Here is a 14585-nt window from a genome sequence, read left to right on the forward strand (position 1 = left end):
ACGCGATTCGGCACCTGGTTGCGGTAGTTGCTCACGCAACGACCGCAACCAGGTGCCGAATTGCGTCGTCAGGACGCTCCGCCGGGCTGCCACAGGATGTCGCCGTCCGGGTTCGCCAGTCGCGACAGGATGAACAGCAGGTCGGAAAGCCGGTTCAGGTATTTGATCGCCAGCTGATTCGTCGTGGCCTGCTCGGCCTCGAACAGTGCCCAGCCGGAGCGCTCCGCCCGTCGTGCGACCGTGCGGGCCTGATGCAGGAACGCCGCGCCCGGGGTGCCACCCGGCAGGATGAACGAAGTCAGCTTCGGCACGCGCTCGTTGAATTCGTCGCACCAGCCTTCGAGCCGTTCGATGTACCGCTCGGTGATGCGCAGCGGCTCGTACGGCGGGTTCTCCACGATCGGCGCGCACAGATCCGCGCCGACATCGAAGAGATCGTTCTGCACCGCACGCAGCACCTGCGTGATTTCGTCGGAGAGGCCGCCCATCGCGAGCGCGAGCCCGATGACGGAGTTGGCTTCGTCGACGTCGGCGTACGCACCCAGCCGTGGCGAGGTCTTCGGCACGCGAGAGCCGTCGCCGAGTGCCGTGGTGCCGTTGTCGCCGACCTTCGTGTACACGCGGTTGATGCGAACGACCATGAAGCCGACTCTACCGGCCCGGCGTAAGGCAAATCCGGGCGAGAGGGCATGATTGGCGCCCATGAGCGAGCACTTCGACGTGCACGGCGGAGCACGGCTGGTCGGCGAGGTCGACGTGGTCGGGGCCAAGAACAGCGTCCTGAAACTGATGGCCGCGGCCCTGTTGGCCGAGGGCACGACGACCATCACGAACTGCCCCCAGATCCTGGACGTCCCCCTGATGGGCGACGTCCTGCGCAGTGTCGGCTGCGACGTCGTCATCGACGGCGACACGGCCAAGATCACCACCCCCGCCGAGCTGTCGCACCGGGCCGATTCGGCCGCGATGGGCAAGCTGCGCGCGTCGGTCTGCGTCCTTGGTCCCCTGGTCGGACGGCTCAAGCAGGCCGTCGTGGCGCTGCCGGGCGGAGACGCGATCGGTTCCCGTCCGCTGGACATGCACCAGAACGGCCTGCGCAAACTGGGCGCCACCAGCACCATCGAGCACGGCTGCGTCGTGGCGAAGGCCGATGGTCTGCGCGGCGCGCAGATCTGGCTGGACTTCCCGAGCGTCGGCGCCACCGAGAACATCCTGATGGCCGCCGTGCTCGCCGAGGGCACCACGGTCATCGACAACGCCGCGCGCGAGCCCGAGATCGTCGACATCTGCACGATGCTGATCGAGATGGGCGCGAAGGTCGAAGGCGCGGGCACCTCGACGCTCACCGTCGAGGGCGTCGAAAAGCTGCACCCCACCGAACACCGCGTGATCGGCGACCGGATCGTCGGCGCGACCTGGGCGTTCGCCGCCGCGATGACCAGGGGCGACCTGACCGTCCGCGGCGTCAACCCGCACTACCTCGACCTGGTCCTCGACAAGCTCCGCCTGGCGGGCGCCGAGGTCGAGACGTTCGAGGGCAAGGGTTTCCGTATCGTCCAGAACGAGCGCCCGAAGGCCGTCGACTGGGTGACGCTGCCGTACCCCGGTTTCGCGACCGACCTGCAGCCGTTCGCGGTGGCGTTGTCGGCGGTCTCCGAAGGCACGTCGATGATCACGGAGAACATCTACGAGGCCCGGTTCCGGTTCATCGAAGAGATGATGCGGCTTTCCGGCGACGCGCGCACCGACGGGCACCACGCCGTCGTCCGTGGTGTGGAGAGGCTTTCGAGCGCTCCGGTGTGGGCCGCGGACATCCGCGCCGGTGCCGGGCTGGTGCTGGCCGGGCTGTGCGCGGACGGCGTCACCGAGGTCTGGGACGTCTTCCACATCGACCGCGGTTACCCGCATTTCGTGGAGAACCTGAACCGCCTCGGCGCCCGGATCGAGCGCGTGGCGGGAGAGCCCGACCGGGCTTGAGCAAACGCGCGTGAAGGCCCCCTTCCCTCGGCTCAGCCGAGGCAAGGGGGCCTTCACGCGCGATCAGGGCAGGGCGACGAACGGCGCGAGGAAGTCACGCGACGTCGGCGAGTCCAGCCGGTAGGTGACGTTGGTGGCGTAACAAGGCCCGTCGCCGGTGATGGTGGTCGACACCAGGACGCGCTCGCCGCCGATGGTGGCGAAGTTCGGGCCGCCGGAGTCGCCGTAGCAGGCGCCGCCGTTGCCCTGGGGCGCCGTCATCGCGAGCCGCACCCACGTGCTGTTCAGTGCGTTGAAGGTGACCGGTGCCTTCATTCGCACCCCGCCACCCGGATGCGTGTGCCCGCCCGGCCCGTTCACGGCTTCTTGCGTGCCGTAGCCGGCGACCACGAACGGCGTCGAGTTCAGCGCCTGCGGGCCGAGCGCGTCGAGCTGTCCGGCGCTGGGCAGCTTGGCGGGCTTGAAGGCCCAACGCGCGGCGACCTGCTTCGCGGGCAACTGGACGACGGCGATGTCGTGCGAGTCGGCCGAGTTGCCGGGGTAGCCGGGCTCGTTGTGCGCGACCCCCTCCACGGCGACGGCCTTGGCGACCGCGGCCGGGTCGCCGGGGTACTTCTTCGCTGCCGCGTCGAGACCCGCTTGCACATCCTGATCGAGTGAGACGAAGAACCGCACGTTGGCGGGCCAGTCGGTGGTGCAGTGCGCGGCGGTGAGGAACGTGTCGGCGTCCACCATGGTGCCGGAGCACACCCAGTCGACCCGGTCGGGCGTGGCGGGGTCGCCGTCGTTGTCCCAGGTGGCGACCAGGGCGCCGACCTCGGTGCGCTCGGGTGCCGGGGTGGCGTTGTAGGAGTTGATCGCGGGCGCGGCGGTGGCGCCGCCCAGCAAGAGGGCGGCGGCCAGCGTCGCGACGGTGGCGGCGGGGGTGAACCTCACGAACGGCCTCCTCGGCTGAGTACTTCTGAAGACGGGATTCAACGTGGTGGACGCCGTGAAGTCATCCGCCGAAAGTAGTCACGTGTCCCTGCGCCGCCGGGTTCCGGCGAGGACCACGGCACCGCCCGCGGTCAGCAGGCCCAGCCCGGCCAGCAGCGCGGGTTCGAGATCGAAACCGGTCTTGGCCAGCGAAGCGGGGCTCGCGCCCACGGTGTCGGAACGAGGCACGACGGCGGCGGCCTGGGCCGCCACAGGGACGACCGCGGCCGGTGCGACCTGGGCAGGTGGCCCCCCGAGTGGGGGAGTCACGGCGGGCGGCTTCTCTCCCGGAGGCTGGGCCGGGGTGCAGGCCGTATGCGCGGGATTGCCGCGTCCGACGCCGTGGTTGCGGTCGCATTCGTAGCCCGCGTTGGCGTCGGAACCGCCGGGCAGCTGTCCGGGCGGGTTCTTGTCGTCGGCCTTGCCGACACAACCGGCACAGGGTTTCCCGGCGGCTTTCCCACCGCCGTTCCCGTTGGCGGACGGCGAACCGTCGCGGGTGGAGTCGTAGGGGCCGTGCTTGTTGGCACCGTGCCCGGAGAAGTCCGCTTTGGACGGTGGCTGCGGTTTGGTGTGCCCGGGAGGAGCGCCGCCGTTGCCGCGTTCGCCGGCGTCGGCGGGGCCCGCACCGAGGAGAACGAGGGAGAAGGCGGCTCCGGTGAGAACACCGTAGATCTTCTTGTTCATCGAAGCCTCCCTGAGGTCGCGCCATTGCGACATACGGAGTATCGCGTGAGCGGCCGAAGGGGTTACTCGAGTACGAGAGCGGCGCCGAAACCGACCAGCGCGGTCCCGGTGACACCGTCGAGTGCGCGGCGGACCTTGCGGCGTTCCAGCCAGGTGCGCACGCGGTGCACGAAGAACAGCAGCAGAAGCTGGGCGATGGTGCCCGCCGCCGCGATCGTGTAAGCCAGCAGCAAGGCGTCGCCGGTGCCGGTGACACCCGGGATCAGGAACTGCGGCAGCACCGACAGGTACAGCACGAGGACCTTCGGATTGGTGACGTTGGAGAGGAAGCCCTCCCGCCAGCGACGGAATCCGCTCCGCCGGGCGGCTGCGGTCTCGGCGAGCTGCCCGTAATCGCCGCGGTAGGCGCCGATCAACGCCCGGATCCCCAGGTAGCAGAGGTAAGCCGCACCGGCCCACTTCACGGCTTCGAACACCGGCCGCGAGTTCATGATGACCGCGCCGAGACCGAGCGCGGCGGCGGTGGCCTGCGCGAGATTCGCGACGCCGACCCCGAAACAGGCCCAACTCCCGCCGCGGATGCCGCCGGAGAGCGCGTTCTTCAGCACCACCATGTTGTCCGGACCGGGGACGAGCGCCAGCGCCAGCATCATCAGCGCGAAACCGCCGTAGACACCCCAGGTCATGACTCGAGCACCAATGCCGCGCCGAAACCGACCAGCGCGGTCCCGGTGACACCGTCGAGTGCGCGGCGGACCTTGCGGCGTTCCAGCCAGGTGCGCACGCGGTGCACGAAGAACAGCAGCGTCATCAGCCAGATCGCGCCCAGCACCGCGACGGTGTAGGCGAGCAGCAGCGCGTGCCACGCCGACGTCGTCGCGGGGTCGAGGAACTGCGGCAGCACCGACAGATACAGCACGAGCACCTTGGGGTTGGTGATGTTGGAGAGGAAGCCTTCGCGGAAGCGGCGGAATCCGCTCGCTCCCTGCTGCTTCACCGCCGCGACGCCGGAGTAGTCGCCGCGCCACGCGCCGCGCAGCGCCTGGAAACCGAGGAAGACGAGGTATGCGGCGCCGACCCACTTGAGCGTCACGAACACCGGCTGCGACTGCGCGATGACGACACCGAGGCCGAGCGCGGCCGCGGTGCCCTGGACGGTGTTGGCCACGAAGATCCCCGCCGTGGCGAGGAAGCCGCCGCGGGTGCCGCCGGACAGCGAGTTCTTGAGCATGATCATCGTGTCCGGCCCCGGCGCGAGGACGATCAGGACGACGATGAGCAGATAGCTGCTGTACGAACTCCAGGTCACGGTCACTCACGCTAGACGGCGCCCGCGGGCGCCGTCTCCCGGATTTCGGTCACAGTCCCCGGTCACGATTCCGGCAAAGCCCTGGTCAGCGGGAGGAAGCGGGCTTATCGTCCGTCCATGCAGCTGGGGGATGGGGCGTTGCTGTCCGGTGAGCGCCTGCTTTGGGAAGGCGCGCCGCGGCGCGTTCCGCTCGTCGAGACGAGTGACCTGACAGGCGTGCCGGGGTTGTTGTTCATCGGGTTCCTGCTCTATCCCGCGACGCGGGGGCCCGTGTCGCGGATCGTCTACGTGGTGCCGTCGGTGATCTTGCTGCTCTGGATCGGCAAGGGCATCAAGCGCTACCTCGAAACGCGGACGAGTTCGTTCGTCGTGACCGATCGACGTGTCGTCGTCCGGCGCAGGGGTGGTGAAGTCACGTCGCGGTATCTGAGTGATCTGGGGGCACCACGGCTGGTGGAGCATCCGGGTGGAACCGGCACCATCACCTTCGACGACGGCCTGTCCACGGGTTTCCTCGGTGGCAGGACGAACCGTGACGCCGGAACCGCAGCTCCGAGGCTGGTGAGGATCGCGGACGGGTACCACGTCCGCGACCTGATCGTGACGGCTCACCAGGTCCGTCCGGCCGGTTAGCAACCGACGAACGGACACTCCTCGCCCGCCTCGCGGACGGGTAGGGTGCCGTGGCATGCATGAGGGGCAGATCGACCTCCTTCCAGGCGAACGGGTCGTCTGGGCCGGACAGCCGGTGCGCAGGCCCCTCTTCAATCCCGGCGACTACTTCAACGTCCCCGTCGGCCTGCTCTGGCTCGGCGGCGTCACGCTGTTCTTCGCCGGAAACCACGACACGGCGTTCCACGTGGCCGCGTGGGCCGTGCTCACCGTCGCGGGGGTGTTCCATTTCGCCGGCAGGCCGCTGATCCGCTACCTCAGGCTCGCTTCGACGACCTACGCCGTGACGGACGGCCGGGTCATCGAGACCAGTTCGCTGGTCCGCCGCAAGGAAAGGTCCCAGGAGCTGGCCGGGCTGGCCGATCCCGTGGTGACCCCGGGCCCCGGCAAGACCGGGACGATCACCTTCGGCAGGCTCGGCGTGCTGGCGTGGGCGTCGGCGAACTTCGGTGCGGGCACCGGGAAGGATCGCGAGGCGCCGGTCATCCTTGTGGGTGTCAGCGATGTGGCGAAGGTGCGGGAAAAGCTCGCGAAAGCCGTGGACGAGGCACGGCAGCGCCACGAACCTGTCGCCGGAGAATGACCCGACTGTGTTCGATTCAACTACGCGGCCGATGTTACCGGCCGGTATGCTCGGGCGGTCGTCCAGCGCCGGAGGTGCACCGTGCCCTATCCCACGGACCGTGAACGGGACCGCCCCTGGGTGATGCGGACCTACGCGGGCCACTCGTCCGCGGCCGCGTCCAACGAGCTGTATCGCCGCAACCTGGCGAAGGGGCAGACCGGTCTCTCGGTCGCCTTCGATCTGCCGACGCAGACCGGCTACGACCCGGACCACCAGCTGTCCAAGGGCGAGGTCGGCAAGGTCGGCGTCCCGGTCTCGCATATCGGCGACATGCGGCGCCTGTTCGACGGCATCCCGCTCGCCGAGGCCAACACGTCGATGACGATCAACGCGCCCGCCATGTGGCTGCTGGCGCTCTACGTCTCCGTGGCGCGCGAGCAGGCCGAAGCCGAGGGACGTGACGTCGACGAAGTGCTGGCCAAGCTCACCGGCACGACGCAGAACGACATCATCAAGGAATACCTCTCCCGCGGCACCTACATCTTCCCGCCGGGTCCGAGTCTCCGCCTGATCACCGACATGATCGCGTGGACCGTGCACCACGTGCCGAAGTGGAATCCGATCAACATCTGCAGCTATCACCTGCAGGAAGCCGGCGCGACGCCGACGCAAGAGGTCGCGTACGCGTTGTGCACGGCGATCGCCGTCCTCGACGCGGTCCGGGATTCCGGGCAGGTCGAGCAGGCCGACATGGCCAAGGTGGTCGCGCGGATCTCGTTCTTCGTCAACGCCGGTGTGCGGTTCGTCGAAGAGATGTCGAAGATGCGCGCGTTCACCGCGCTGTGGGACGAGATCACCCGGGATCGTTACGGCGTCACGGATCCCAAGGCGCGGCGGCTGCGTTACGGCGTGCAGGTCAACTCGCTGGGACTGACCGAGGCGCAGCCGGAGAACAACGTCCAGCGCATCGTGCTGGAGATGCTCGCGGTCTCGCTTTCCCGTGGCGCCAGGGCCCGTGCGATCCAGCTGCCCGCGTGGAACGAGGCGCTCGGTCTGCCCCGGCCGTGGGATCAGCAGTGGGCGCTGCGGATGCAGCAGGTGCTCGCGTTCGAGACCGACCTGCTGGAGTACGAGGACATCTTCGACGGCTCGCACGTCATCCAGGCCAAGGTCGACGAGATCATGGCGGGCGCGCGCGAGGAGATCGCGCGGGTGCAGGATCTCGGTGGCGCGGTCGCGGCCGTCGAGAGTGGCTACATGAAGTCGCAACTCGTCGCCTCGCTCGCGGAGTACCGGCGCGGAATGGAGAACGGCGAGCGGATCCTGGTCGGGGTCAACAAGTTCGAGACCACGGAGCCCTCCCCGCTGCAAGCGGAGGGCGCCAAGGCGATCGAAACGATCGACCCCGCCGTCGAGAAGCAGGCCGTCACGGCGATCGACGAATGGCGGACGCACCGCGACAGCGCGGCCGCCGAGTCGGCGCTGGAGAAGCTGAAGGCGATCGCGAAAACGTCGGAGAACCTGTTCGAGGTGACGATCGAGTGTGCCCGCGCCGGTGTCACCACCGGTGAATGGTCGGGTGCGCTGCGCGAGGTGTTCGGCGAATACCGTGCTCCCACCGGGGTTTCCGCGTCGGCGGCCGCGGGCGAGGGCAACGCGGAACTCCGCCGCGTCCGCGACAGGGTCAAGGCGACGAACACCGAGATCGGCGAGCGGCTGCGGATCCTGGTCGGCAAACCCGGCCTCGACGGGCATTCGAACGGCGCCGAGCAGGTGGCCGTCCGGGCGCGTGACGTCGGGTTCGAGGTGGTGTACCAGGGCATCCGGCTCACGCCGGAGCAGATCGTCGCGGCCGCCGTCCAGGAGGGCGTGCACGTGGTCGGGCTTTCGGTGCTCTCGGGTTCGCATCTCGAGGTCGTGCCGCAGGTCGTGGACGGCTTGCGGGCCGCCGGCGCGGGTGACGTCCCGGTCATCGTCGGCGGGATCATCCCGCCCGACGACGAGAAGCTCTTGCTGGAGCGAGGGATCGCGAGGGTGTTCACGCCGAAGGACTACGAACTCACCGACATCATGGACGGAATTGTCGGATTGGTGCGGGAGCGCCACGGTCTGAGCACTTAACGTCACCGTTAATCTCGGTACCGTAACGGCCACTGGTGGGTGAGCCGCTCACATTGCCGGGACAAAGGTACCCACCTACGTTTCGATTGAACCGATTAATCGAAAAGGGGTGCGGCGATGGCGCGCGGCGAGTGGTCGAGGCGAGAATTCTTCCGGCGGTCGGCTGTTCTGGGCGCGGTGACGATCGGCGGCCCGGTGCTGTTGTCCGCGTGCACGACAACGACCTCCGGGAACGCGTTGGAGGCGGCGAAAAGCTCCAAGAAGATCAAGATCGGTATCGCGAACGAAGCGCCCTACGGTTTCACGGACCAGGGTGGCAAGGTCACCGGGGAAGCCCCCGAAGTCGCCCGAGCCGTCTTCAAGGCCATGGGCATCGACAACGTGGAAGCCGAAGCGGTCTCGTTCGACCAGCTGATCCCCGGGCTCAACGCCAGGAAGTACGACATCGTCGCGGCCGGGATGAACATCAAGAAGGAGCGGTGCGACGCGGCGGCCTTCTCGATCCCCGACTACTCGGCGCTGACCGCTTTGCTGGTACCCAAGGGAAATCCGCAGCAGGTGCTGAAGTTCGAGGACATCGCGGCCAAGAAGGTCAAGGTCGCCGTGCTCTCGGCGGCCGTGGAGAAGGGGTACGCCACCGACTCCGGTGTCGCCGAGGACCAGATCGTCACCCTCGATTCGCAGGACAACATGCTCCGCGCGGTCACCGACGGCCGGGTCTACTGCGCCGCTCTCACCGACATCTCCCTCAAGGACGTGCTGAGCAAGAGCCCTGGCGCGGCAGCCGAAGTCACGCCCGGCTTCGATCCGATCAAGGACGGCAAGCCGGTCGTTTCCGCCGGCGCCTTCGTCTTCCGCAAGGACGACAACCCCTTGCGTGAGGCCTTCAACGCCGAACTCAAGAAGCTGCAGGACAGCGGCGAATGGACCAAGATCGTGACACCGTTCGGGTTCACGGCGGCCAACCTGCCGAAGCCCGACGTCACCACCGAGAAACTCTGCGCGGTGTAACGGGGCTGACGTCATGTCGTCGTCGGTGTCGCATATCATCACGACCGTCCTCAGTGGACTGACCGCGACCGTCACCGCCGCGTTCGGCGGGATCGCGCTCACCGTGGTGCTGTCCTTGGTCGCCGGGCTCGCGCTGAGATCGCCGTCCCGGCTCGTGCGGGGGATTTCCCGGGTGTACGTGGAGATCTTCCGCGGTACCTCGGAGGTCGTCCAGCTGTTCTGGCTGTATTTCGTCCTGCCCGTGCTGGTGGGCTTTCAGCTGGTCCCGATGTTCGCCGGGATCCTCGTGCTCGGGCTGAATCACGGCGCGTACGGCGCCGAGATCGTGCGCGGTGCGGTGAATTCGGTCCCGCGGGCACAGTTCGAAGGAGCCATCGCGCTCAACCTGACACCCGCCCAGCGGATGCGGCGCGTGATCCTGCCGCAGGCGTTCGCGGAAATGCTGCCGCCGTTCAACAACCTGTTCATCCAGTTGCTGAAGAGTACGGCGCTGCTCTCGTTCATCGCCGTTCCGGAGATGGCACGGCAAGGTGAACTGCTGCGGCCGGTGTTCGGCTCCGAGATCGGCTGGATCTACGGCACCGAACTCGTGCTCTACCTGCTCATCGCCCTGCTGATCACCAGCGGGATGCGGGCACTGGAGCGGGTCGCGGCGCGGCGCCTCGGCAGGGCACCGTCGAAGATGACAGCCGCGGCGGGGGGTATCTGATGGACTGGAGCTGGGAAGCGGCCTTCGATTCGATTCCTCTGCTGCTGGAGGGTCTTCTCGTCACGGTCGAGATCACCTTGCTCGCCTCGGCCGTCGCCTACGCGCTCGGGCTGGTGTTCGCGCTGATCCGCCGCACGGGGACTCCCGTGCTGTCGCAGGCGGTCACGCTGTTCATCGAGTTCGTCCGCAGTACCCCGTTGCTGATCCAGGTGTTCGCGATCTACTACCTGGTGCCGCCGCTGACGGGTTTCACGATGTCGGCGTTCGTCACCGGTGTCGTGGCGCTCGGCGTGCATTACGCGACGTACGCGGCCGAGGTGTACCGGGCCGGGATCGAGGCCGTCCCGAGAGGACAGTGGGAGGCCGCGACCGCGCTGAACCTGCCACGCCAACGGGTGTGGGCGGCGGTCGTCCTGCCGCAAGCGGTCCCTCGGGTGTTGCCCGCTTTGGGCAACTACACGATCTCGATGTTCAAGGAAACCCCGCTGCTGCTGGGGATCGGTGTCCTCGACGTGCTCAACCGGGCGAAAGAGGTCGGCGCCGAAACGTTCCGCGTCGTCGAGCCGTACACCCTGGCCGGGGTGCTGTTCCTGCTGGTGAGCCTGCCGGCTTCGATTCTGGTGAGAAGGTTGGAGCGACGTGCCGCCCACAGTTGATTCCCCGATGATCCGGTTCTCGCAGGTGGTCAAGTCCTACGGCGAGCACGTCGTGCTGCGGGACCTCGATTTCACTGTCGCGCCAGGGGAATTCGTTTCGCTGATCGGGCCGAGCGGGTCCGGCAAGACGACGATCCTGCGGCTGCTGATGACCCTTGAGAAGGTCGACGGCGGCACCATCGAGATCTGCGGCGACTACCTGAGTCACATGAAGCGCGGCGAGAAACTGGTGCCCGCGGACGAGAAGTACCTGCGGGAGGCGCGCAAGCGGATCGGCATGGTGTTCCAGCAGTTCAATCTGTTCCCCAACATGAACGTGCTGCGCAACATCACCGAAGCGCCGATCCACTCGCTCGGCGTCGCGCGGGACGAGGCCGAGGCGCGTGCCGTCGAACTGCTGGAAATGGTGGGGCTCACGGACAAGAAGGACGAGCACCCCAGCCGGCTTTCCGGTGGCCAGCAGCAGCGCGTCGCGATCGCCCGCGCGCTCGCGATGCGGCCGGACGTGCTGCTGCTGGACGAGGTGACCTCGGCACTCGACCCGGAACTGGTCGCCGACGTCCTGCGCGTGCTGCGCGAGATCGCGGCGTCCACCGACATCACGATCCTCTGTGTCACGCACGAAATGCAGTTCGCGCGGGACGTCTCGGATCGGGTGATGATGTTCGACCAGGGGCAGGTGCTGGAGGACGCCACACCGGACAAGCTGTTCAACGATCCGGACCACGACCGGACGCGGCGGTTCCTCAAGGCGGTCATCGACCGGGCCTGAGACTCGCGCCGCGCCTCGGTGGTGGCAACGTTGCGAAAGCCACTTTCGCAACCTGCAACGTTGCGAAAGTGGCTTTCGCAACGTCGGCGGGCGAGCCCATCACGCCTCAAAGGCTCGCCAGGATCTCCTTCGTCGAGGTGACCGTGGCGAACCCGCCGCCGTGCAGGTTCGTCGCGGTCGCCTTGGACAGCTCGTCGGCGGTCAGGACGCTGCCGTCCGGCCCGGCGAGGTCGAAGGTGAAGGTCGCGTCGAGTGCGAAAGTCACGTCGTAGCCGAGGTTCCCGCCGACGCGCGCGGTGGTCTCGCAGCAGAAGTTCGTCTGGATACCGGCGAGCACGAACGAGGTGATCCCGCGCGTTTTCAGCCAGCCGTCGAGATCGATGTCGCCGTGGAAAGCCGAGTTGACCTTCTTGCCGAACACCAGATCCGCGCGCACACCGTCGAGTTCGGGCTTGAAGTGGTTGCCCTCCTGGCCGGGCTGCAGCGACGAGCCGGGCTTCACGGAATCGTGGTGCACCAGCACGATCGGCAGCCCGCGCTCCTGGTAGGCGTCGACGAGCGCCTTGATGTTGGCCTCCGCGCCGGGGTTGTTGCGCGGGCCCCAGACGGGCTTGTCGAAGCCGCGCTGGACGTCGATCACGAGCAGGGCCTTGTTCTCAGTGGTCATGGCTTCGAGTTTCACGCGTTCCGTCGCCGGAGGGGAGTGGCAGAAGAAGCGCGATGCGGTACTTTTCTGCCATGAGAACCGTGGGTGTGCTCCTCCTGCCGGGCAGCCGGTCCTTCGATCTGGGCGTGATCGGCGAGGTCTGGGGCGTGGACCGGACCGACAGCGGCATCGGCCCCTTCGAAGTCCGGCTCTGCGCGTCCGGCCGCGGCCGGATCGCCACTCACCCGTTCGGCCAGGTCGAGGCCACCCATGGGCTGAGCGGACTGGCGGGCTGCGATCTCGTCCTCGTACCCGGCCGGGTCGATCCGCACGCCGAGGTGCCCGCGGCGGCCGTCGCCGCGCTGCGCAAGGCCCACCGAGCGGGGATCACCGTGGCGTCGCTGTGTTCCGGGGCCTTCACCCTCGCCGCGGCCGGGTTGCTCGACGGCCGGTCCGTCACCACGCACTGGCGGCTGCTGGACGACCTCGAAGCCGCCGCTCCCGACGCCGTCGTCCAGCGGGACGTCCTGTTCACCGACGAGGGTGACGTGCTGACGTCCGCCGGTGTGGTCGGCGGGCTGGATCTTTGCCTGCACCTGGTGCGCCGCGATCACGGCGCCGAGATCGCCGCCGCCCTCGCCCGCCGCCTCGTGATGCCGCCCGCACGGGAAGGCGGCCAGCGGCAGTATGTCGACAACCCCTTGCCGCCCAAGCCGTCGCGGCCGAGTGTTTCGTCCACAATGGACTGGGCGCTGGCGCGGATCGCCGACGACATCGGTGTCGACGACCTCGTCGGTCACGCCGGGCTGAGCGAGCGGACCTTCCACCGCGAGTTCGCGGCGGCCACCGGGGTGACGCCGGGGCGGTGGCTGCGCGCGCAGCGGGTGCGGCTCGCGCGGCGGCTGCTGGAGACCACCGAGCTCCCGGTCGAGCGGGTCGCGCGGCGTTCCGGCCTCGGCACCGCCGCCAACCTGCGACGACGGCTGCGGGCCGACGTCGGTGTCGGCCCCGATTCGTATCGCCGGACGTTCCGGTCGGTTACCGTCGAAGCATGGCCGAGTACGAGCACATCCTCGTGAAGCGGGACGGTGACACCGTCACGATCACCATGAACCGCGCCGCGCGGCGCAACTCACTGTCGGCGGACCACCTCGCCGAGCTGCTCGCGGCGTTCCGCGAGGCCGGGCGGACCGACGCCACCGGAATCGTCCTGGCGGGCGCCGGGCCGGTGTTCTCGGCGGGACACGACTTCGGCGACGTCGCCGCGCGCGACCTGATGGGCGTGCGCGAACTGCTGCGCCTGTGCACGGACCTGATGGGCACGATGCAGTCGGTGCCGCAGGTCGTCGTCGCGCGGGTGCACGGGCTGGCGACCGCGGCGGGCTGCCAGCTGGTGGCCTCGTGCGACCTCGCCGTCGCCGCCGAATCCGCCGGATTCGCCCTCCCGGGTGGCAAGGGCGGCTGGTTCTGCCACACCCCCGCGGTGCCGGTGGCCCGCGCTATCGGACGGAAACGGCTGATGGAACTGGCGCTCACCGGCGACGTCGTCGACGCCGCGACCGCACTGGACTGGGGTCTGGTGAACCGCGTGGTCCCGGACGACTCGCTCGACGAAGCCGTCGCCTCACTGCTCGGGCGCGCGACGCGGGGAAGCCGGGCGAGCAAGGCGATGGGCAAGCAGACTCTCTACGCGCAGCTGGACCGGCCCGAGGCCGACGCCTACGCGCTGGCGCTGGAGGTGATGGCCTCGGCGTCGCAGCTGCCGGGGGCGCGTGAGGGAATGGCGGCCTTCCTGGAGAAGCGCTCCCCGGTGTGGCCCGACTGAGTGCCCCCCGTGCAATGAAGGACGCTTTCATAGCAAAATTTGCAATGAAAGCGTCCTTCATTGCACGCCCGCGGGCTGGGTTTCATGACACTCGTTCGTGCATGAGCAGAAGCGTGTAGGCGGCCAGCGTCTGGGCGTCGGTTATGTCACCCGAAGCGATCATCTTCTCGAACTCCCCGCGTTCGAACCACGCCGTCCGCATGTCCTGCTCCTCGACCTCGCGCTGTGTTTCACCCTGAGTGAGATCGGTGGCGAGGAACACGCGCCCGCGCTGGCTCGAAGATCCGGGCTCGACGTCGGTGGTGCCGAGGTCGGTCATCGAACCCGCGATCAGCCCGGTCTCCTCCCGCAGTTCGCGGGCGGCGAGGTCGAGCGGCGGGACGTCGGCAAGTTCGGGCGCGGTGCCCATCGGGAACTCCCAGCGCCGCATCCCGACCGGATAGCGGAACTGCTCGACCAGGTGAAACCTGGCGCCGTCGAACGGGATCACCACGGCGCAGGTGGGTTTGTCGACGACGGCGTAGATCCCCTCGGAACCATCGAGCCGCCGGACGGCGTCCTCGCGCACGATCATCCAGTTGTTCCGATACACCTCACGCGAGCTGACACGCTGAACGGGGTCCATGCGCACAGTATCGCCATGCTTGTCCTACCCTCGCG

The 14585-nt window shown here is 68.3% G+C and carries 17 protein-coding genes; 10 read left to right on the forward strand and 7 right to left on the reverse strand.

Features of this window, described 5'->3' with window-relative positions:
* Positions 1 to 68: 68 nt before the first annotated feature.
* Complete coding sequence (locus DL990_RS20425; protein WP_125785126.1) at positions 69 to 641, reverse strand: cob(I)yrinic acid a,c-diamide adenosyltransferase; 573 nt, start codon at positions 639 to 641, stop codon at positions 69 to 71.
* 61 nt (positions 642 to 702) lie between these two features.
* On the opposite strand from DL990_RS20425, the gene murA reads away from it, so the two are divergent.
* Positions 703 to 1977 carry a UDP-N-acetylglucosamine 1-carboxyvinyltransferase gene (gene murA / locus DL990_RS20430; RefSeq protein ID WP_125785125.1) on the forward strand — a complete coding sequence of 425 codons (1275 nt, stop codon included), beginning with the start codon at positions 703 to 705 and terminating at the stop codon, positions 1975 to 1977.
* Positions 1978 to 2040: 63 nt separating this feature from the next.
* Here the strand turns inward: murA and DL990_RS20435 are convergent, their stop codons facing one another.
* From DL990_RS20435 to DL990_RS20450, 4 genes are all read right to left on the reverse strand, one after another.
* Positions 2041 to 2913 carry a trypsin-like serine protease gene (locus tag DL990_RS20435; RefSeq protein WP_125799588.1) on the reverse strand — a complete coding sequence of 291 codons (873 nt, stop codon included), beginning with the start codon at positions 2911 to 2913 and terminating at the stop codon, positions 2041 to 2043.
* A gap of 78 nt (positions 2914 to 2991) precedes the next feature.
* Entirely contained in the window at positions 2992 to 3639 is a 648-nt protein-coding gene (locus tag DL990_RS20440) for a hypothetical protein (protein ID WP_233620526.1), read from the reverse strand.
* A 62-nt stretch (positions 3640 to 3701) separates the two neighbouring features.
* Positions 3702 to 4325, reverse strand: a complete 624-nt coding sequence (locus DL990_RS20445) for a LysE family translocator (RefSeq protein ID WP_125799590.1) — start codon at positions 4323 to 4325, stop codon at positions 3702 to 3704.
* The gene (locus DL990_RS20450; RefSeq protein ID WP_125785121.1) at positions 4322 to 4948 is read right to left on the reverse strand and encodes a LysE family translocator; all 627 of its coding nucleotides are present in this window, start codon (positions 4946 to 4948) and stop codon (positions 4322 to 4324) included. The genes DL990_RS20445 and DL990_RS20450 overlap by 4 nt, the downstream gene beginning before the upstream one ends.
* A 117-nt stretch (positions 4949 to 5065) precedes the next feature.
* Between DL990_RS20450 and DL990_RS20455 the strand changes: the two genes are divergently transcribed.
* The 7 genes from DL990_RS20455 to ehuA all read left to right on the forward strand — a co-directional run bounded on the left by DL990_RS20455 (position 5066) and on the right by ehuA (position 11454).
* Positions 5066 to 5581: a hypothetical protein gene (locus tag DL990_RS20455; protein WP_125785120.1), complete on the forward strand. Its 516-nt coding sequence runs from the start codon at positions 5066 to 5068 to the stop codon at positions 5579 to 5581.
* 55 nt (positions 5582 to 5636) lie between these two features.
* Positions 5637 to 6203 (forward strand): hypothetical protein, encoded by a 567-nt coding sequence (locus DL990_RS20460; protein ID WP_125785119.1) that lies wholly within the window; start codon positions 5637 to 5639, stop codon positions 6201 to 6203.
* Positions 6204 to 6284: 81 nt separating this feature from the next.
* Positions 6285 to 8306: a protein meaA gene (locus DL990_RS20465; protein WP_125799591.1), complete on the forward strand. Its 2022-nt coding sequence runs from the start codon at positions 6285 to 6287 to the stop codon at positions 8304 to 8306.
* 117 nt (positions 8307 to 8423) lie between these two features.
* Positions 8424 to 9317, forward strand: a complete 894-nt coding sequence (gene ehuB / locus DL990_RS20470) for an ectoine/hydroxyectoine ABC transporter substrate-binding protein EhuB (RefSeq protein WP_125785117.1) — start codon at positions 8424 to 8426, stop codon at positions 9315 to 9317.
* Between the two features lie 13 nt (positions 9318 to 9330).
* Positions 9331 to 10026, forward strand: a complete 696-nt coding sequence (ehuC, locus tag DL990_RS20475; protein WP_125785116.1) for an ectoine/hydroxyectoine ABC transporter permease subunit EhuC — start codon at positions 9331 to 9333, stop codon at positions 10024 to 10026.
* Entirely contained in the window at positions 10026 to 10682 is a 657-nt protein-coding gene (gene ehuD / locus DL990_RS20480; protein ID WP_125799592.1) for an ectoine/hydroxyectoine ABC transporter permease subunit EhuD, read from the forward strand. The genes ehuC and ehuD overlap by 1 nt, the downstream gene beginning before the upstream one ends.
* Positions 10683 to 10689: 7 nt before the next feature.
* Positions 10690 to 11454, forward strand: coding sequence for an ectoine/hydroxyectoine ABC transporter ATP-binding protein EhuA (gene ehuA / locus DL990_RS20485; protein ID WP_125785227.1), 765 nt, complete (start codon positions 10690 to 10692; stop codon positions 11452 to 11454).
* A gap of 106 nt (positions 11455 to 11560) precedes the next feature.
* Here ehuA and DL990_RS20490 read toward each other — a convergent pair whose 3' ends face one another.
* Positions 11561 to 12121 carry a cysteine hydrolase family protein gene (locus DL990_RS20490; RefSeq protein WP_125785114.1) on the reverse strand — a complete coding sequence of 187 codons (561 nt, stop codon included), beginning with the start codon at positions 12119 to 12121 and terminating at the stop codon, positions 11561 to 11563.
* Positions 12122 to 12192: 71 nt separating this feature from the next.
* On the opposite strand from DL990_RS20490, the gene DL990_RS20495 reads away from it, so the two are divergent.
* Both DL990_RS20495 and DL990_RS20500 read left to right on the forward strand, forming a co-directional pair.
* Positions 12193 to 13179, forward strand: coding sequence for a GlxA family transcriptional regulator (locus DL990_RS20495; protein ID WP_125799593.1), 987 nt, complete (start codon positions 12193 to 12195; stop codon positions 13177 to 13179).
* The gene (locus DL990_RS20500; protein ID WP_125785112.1) at positions 13152 to 13925 is read left to right on the forward strand and encodes an enoyl-CoA hydratase-related protein; all 774 of its coding nucleotides are present in this window, start codon (positions 13152 to 13154) and stop codon (positions 13923 to 13925) included. Before DL990_RS20495 ends, DL990_RS20500 begins: the two co-directional genes overlap by 28 nt.
* A gap of 82 nt (positions 13926 to 14007) precedes the next feature.
* Here DL990_RS20500 and DL990_RS20505 read toward each other — a convergent pair whose 3' ends face one another.
* On the reverse strand, positions 14008 to 14550 hold the full coding sequence (locus DL990_RS20505; RefSeq protein WP_125799594.1) for an NUDIX hydrolase: 543 nt from the start codon (positions 14548 to 14550) through the stop codon (positions 14008 to 14010).
* Positions 14551 to 14585 lie beyond the last annotated feature (35 nt).

The sequence above is a fragment of the Amycolatopsis sp. WAC 01416 genome, assembly GCF_003947485.1.
GTDB lineage: Bacteria > Actinomycetota > Actinomycetes > Mycobacteriales > Pseudonocardiaceae > Amycolatopsis.

Coding starts and splice junctions, on each gene's coding strand:
- DL990_RS20425 (WP_125785126.1), bottom strand. CDS start 641: ATGGTCGTTCGCATCAACCGCGTGTACACGAAGGTCGGCGACAACGGC.
- murA (WP_125785125.1), top strand. CDS start 703: ATGAGCGAGCACTTCGACGTGCACGGCGGAGCACGGCTGGTCGGCGAG.
- DL990_RS20440 (WP_233620526.1), bottom strand. CDS start 3,639: ATGAACAAGAAGATCTACGGTGTTCTCACCGGAGCCGCCTTCTCCCTC.
- DL990_RS20445 (WP_125799590.1), bottom strand. CDS start 4,325: ATGACCTGGGGTGTCTACGGCGGTTTCGCGCTGATGATGCTGGCGCTG.
- DL990_RS20455 (WP_125785120.1), top strand. CDS start 5,066: ATGCAGCTGGGGGATGGGGCGTTGCTGTCCGGTGAGCGCCTGCTTTGG.
- DL990_RS20460 (WP_125785119.1), top strand. CDS start 5,637: ATGCATGAGGGGCAGATCGACCTCCTTCCAGGCGAACGGGTCGTCTGG.
- ehuB (WP_125785117.1), top strand. CDS start 8,424: ATGGCGCGCGGCGAGTGGTCGAGGCGAGAATTCTTCCGGCGGTCGGCT.
- ehuC (WP_125785116.1), top strand. CDS start 9,331: ATGTCGTCGTCGGTGTCGCATATCATCACGACCGTCCTCAGTGGACTG.
- ehuD (WP_125799592.1), top strand. CDS start 10,026: ATGGACTGGAGCTGGGAAGCGGCCTTCGATTCGATTCCTCTGCTGCTG.
- ehuA (WP_125785227.1), top strand. CDS start 10,690: ATGATCCGGTTCTCGCAGGTGGTCAAGTCCTACGGCGAGCACGTCGTG.
- DL990_RS20490 (WP_125785114.1), bottom strand. CDS start 12,121: ATGACCACTGAGAACAAGGCCCTGCTCGTGATCGACGTCCAGCGCGGC.
- DL990_RS20495 (WP_125799593.1), top strand. CDS start 12,193: ATGAGAACCGTGGGTGTGCTCCTCCTGCCGGGCAGCCGGTCCTTCGAT.
- DL990_RS20500 (WP_125785112.1), top strand. CDS start 13,152: ATGGCCGAGTACGAGCACATCCTCGTGAAGCGGGACGGTGACACCGTC.
- DL990_RS20505 (WP_125799594.1), bottom strand. CDS start 14,550: ATGGACCCCGTTCAGCGTGTCAGCTCGCGTGAGGTGTATCGGAACAAC.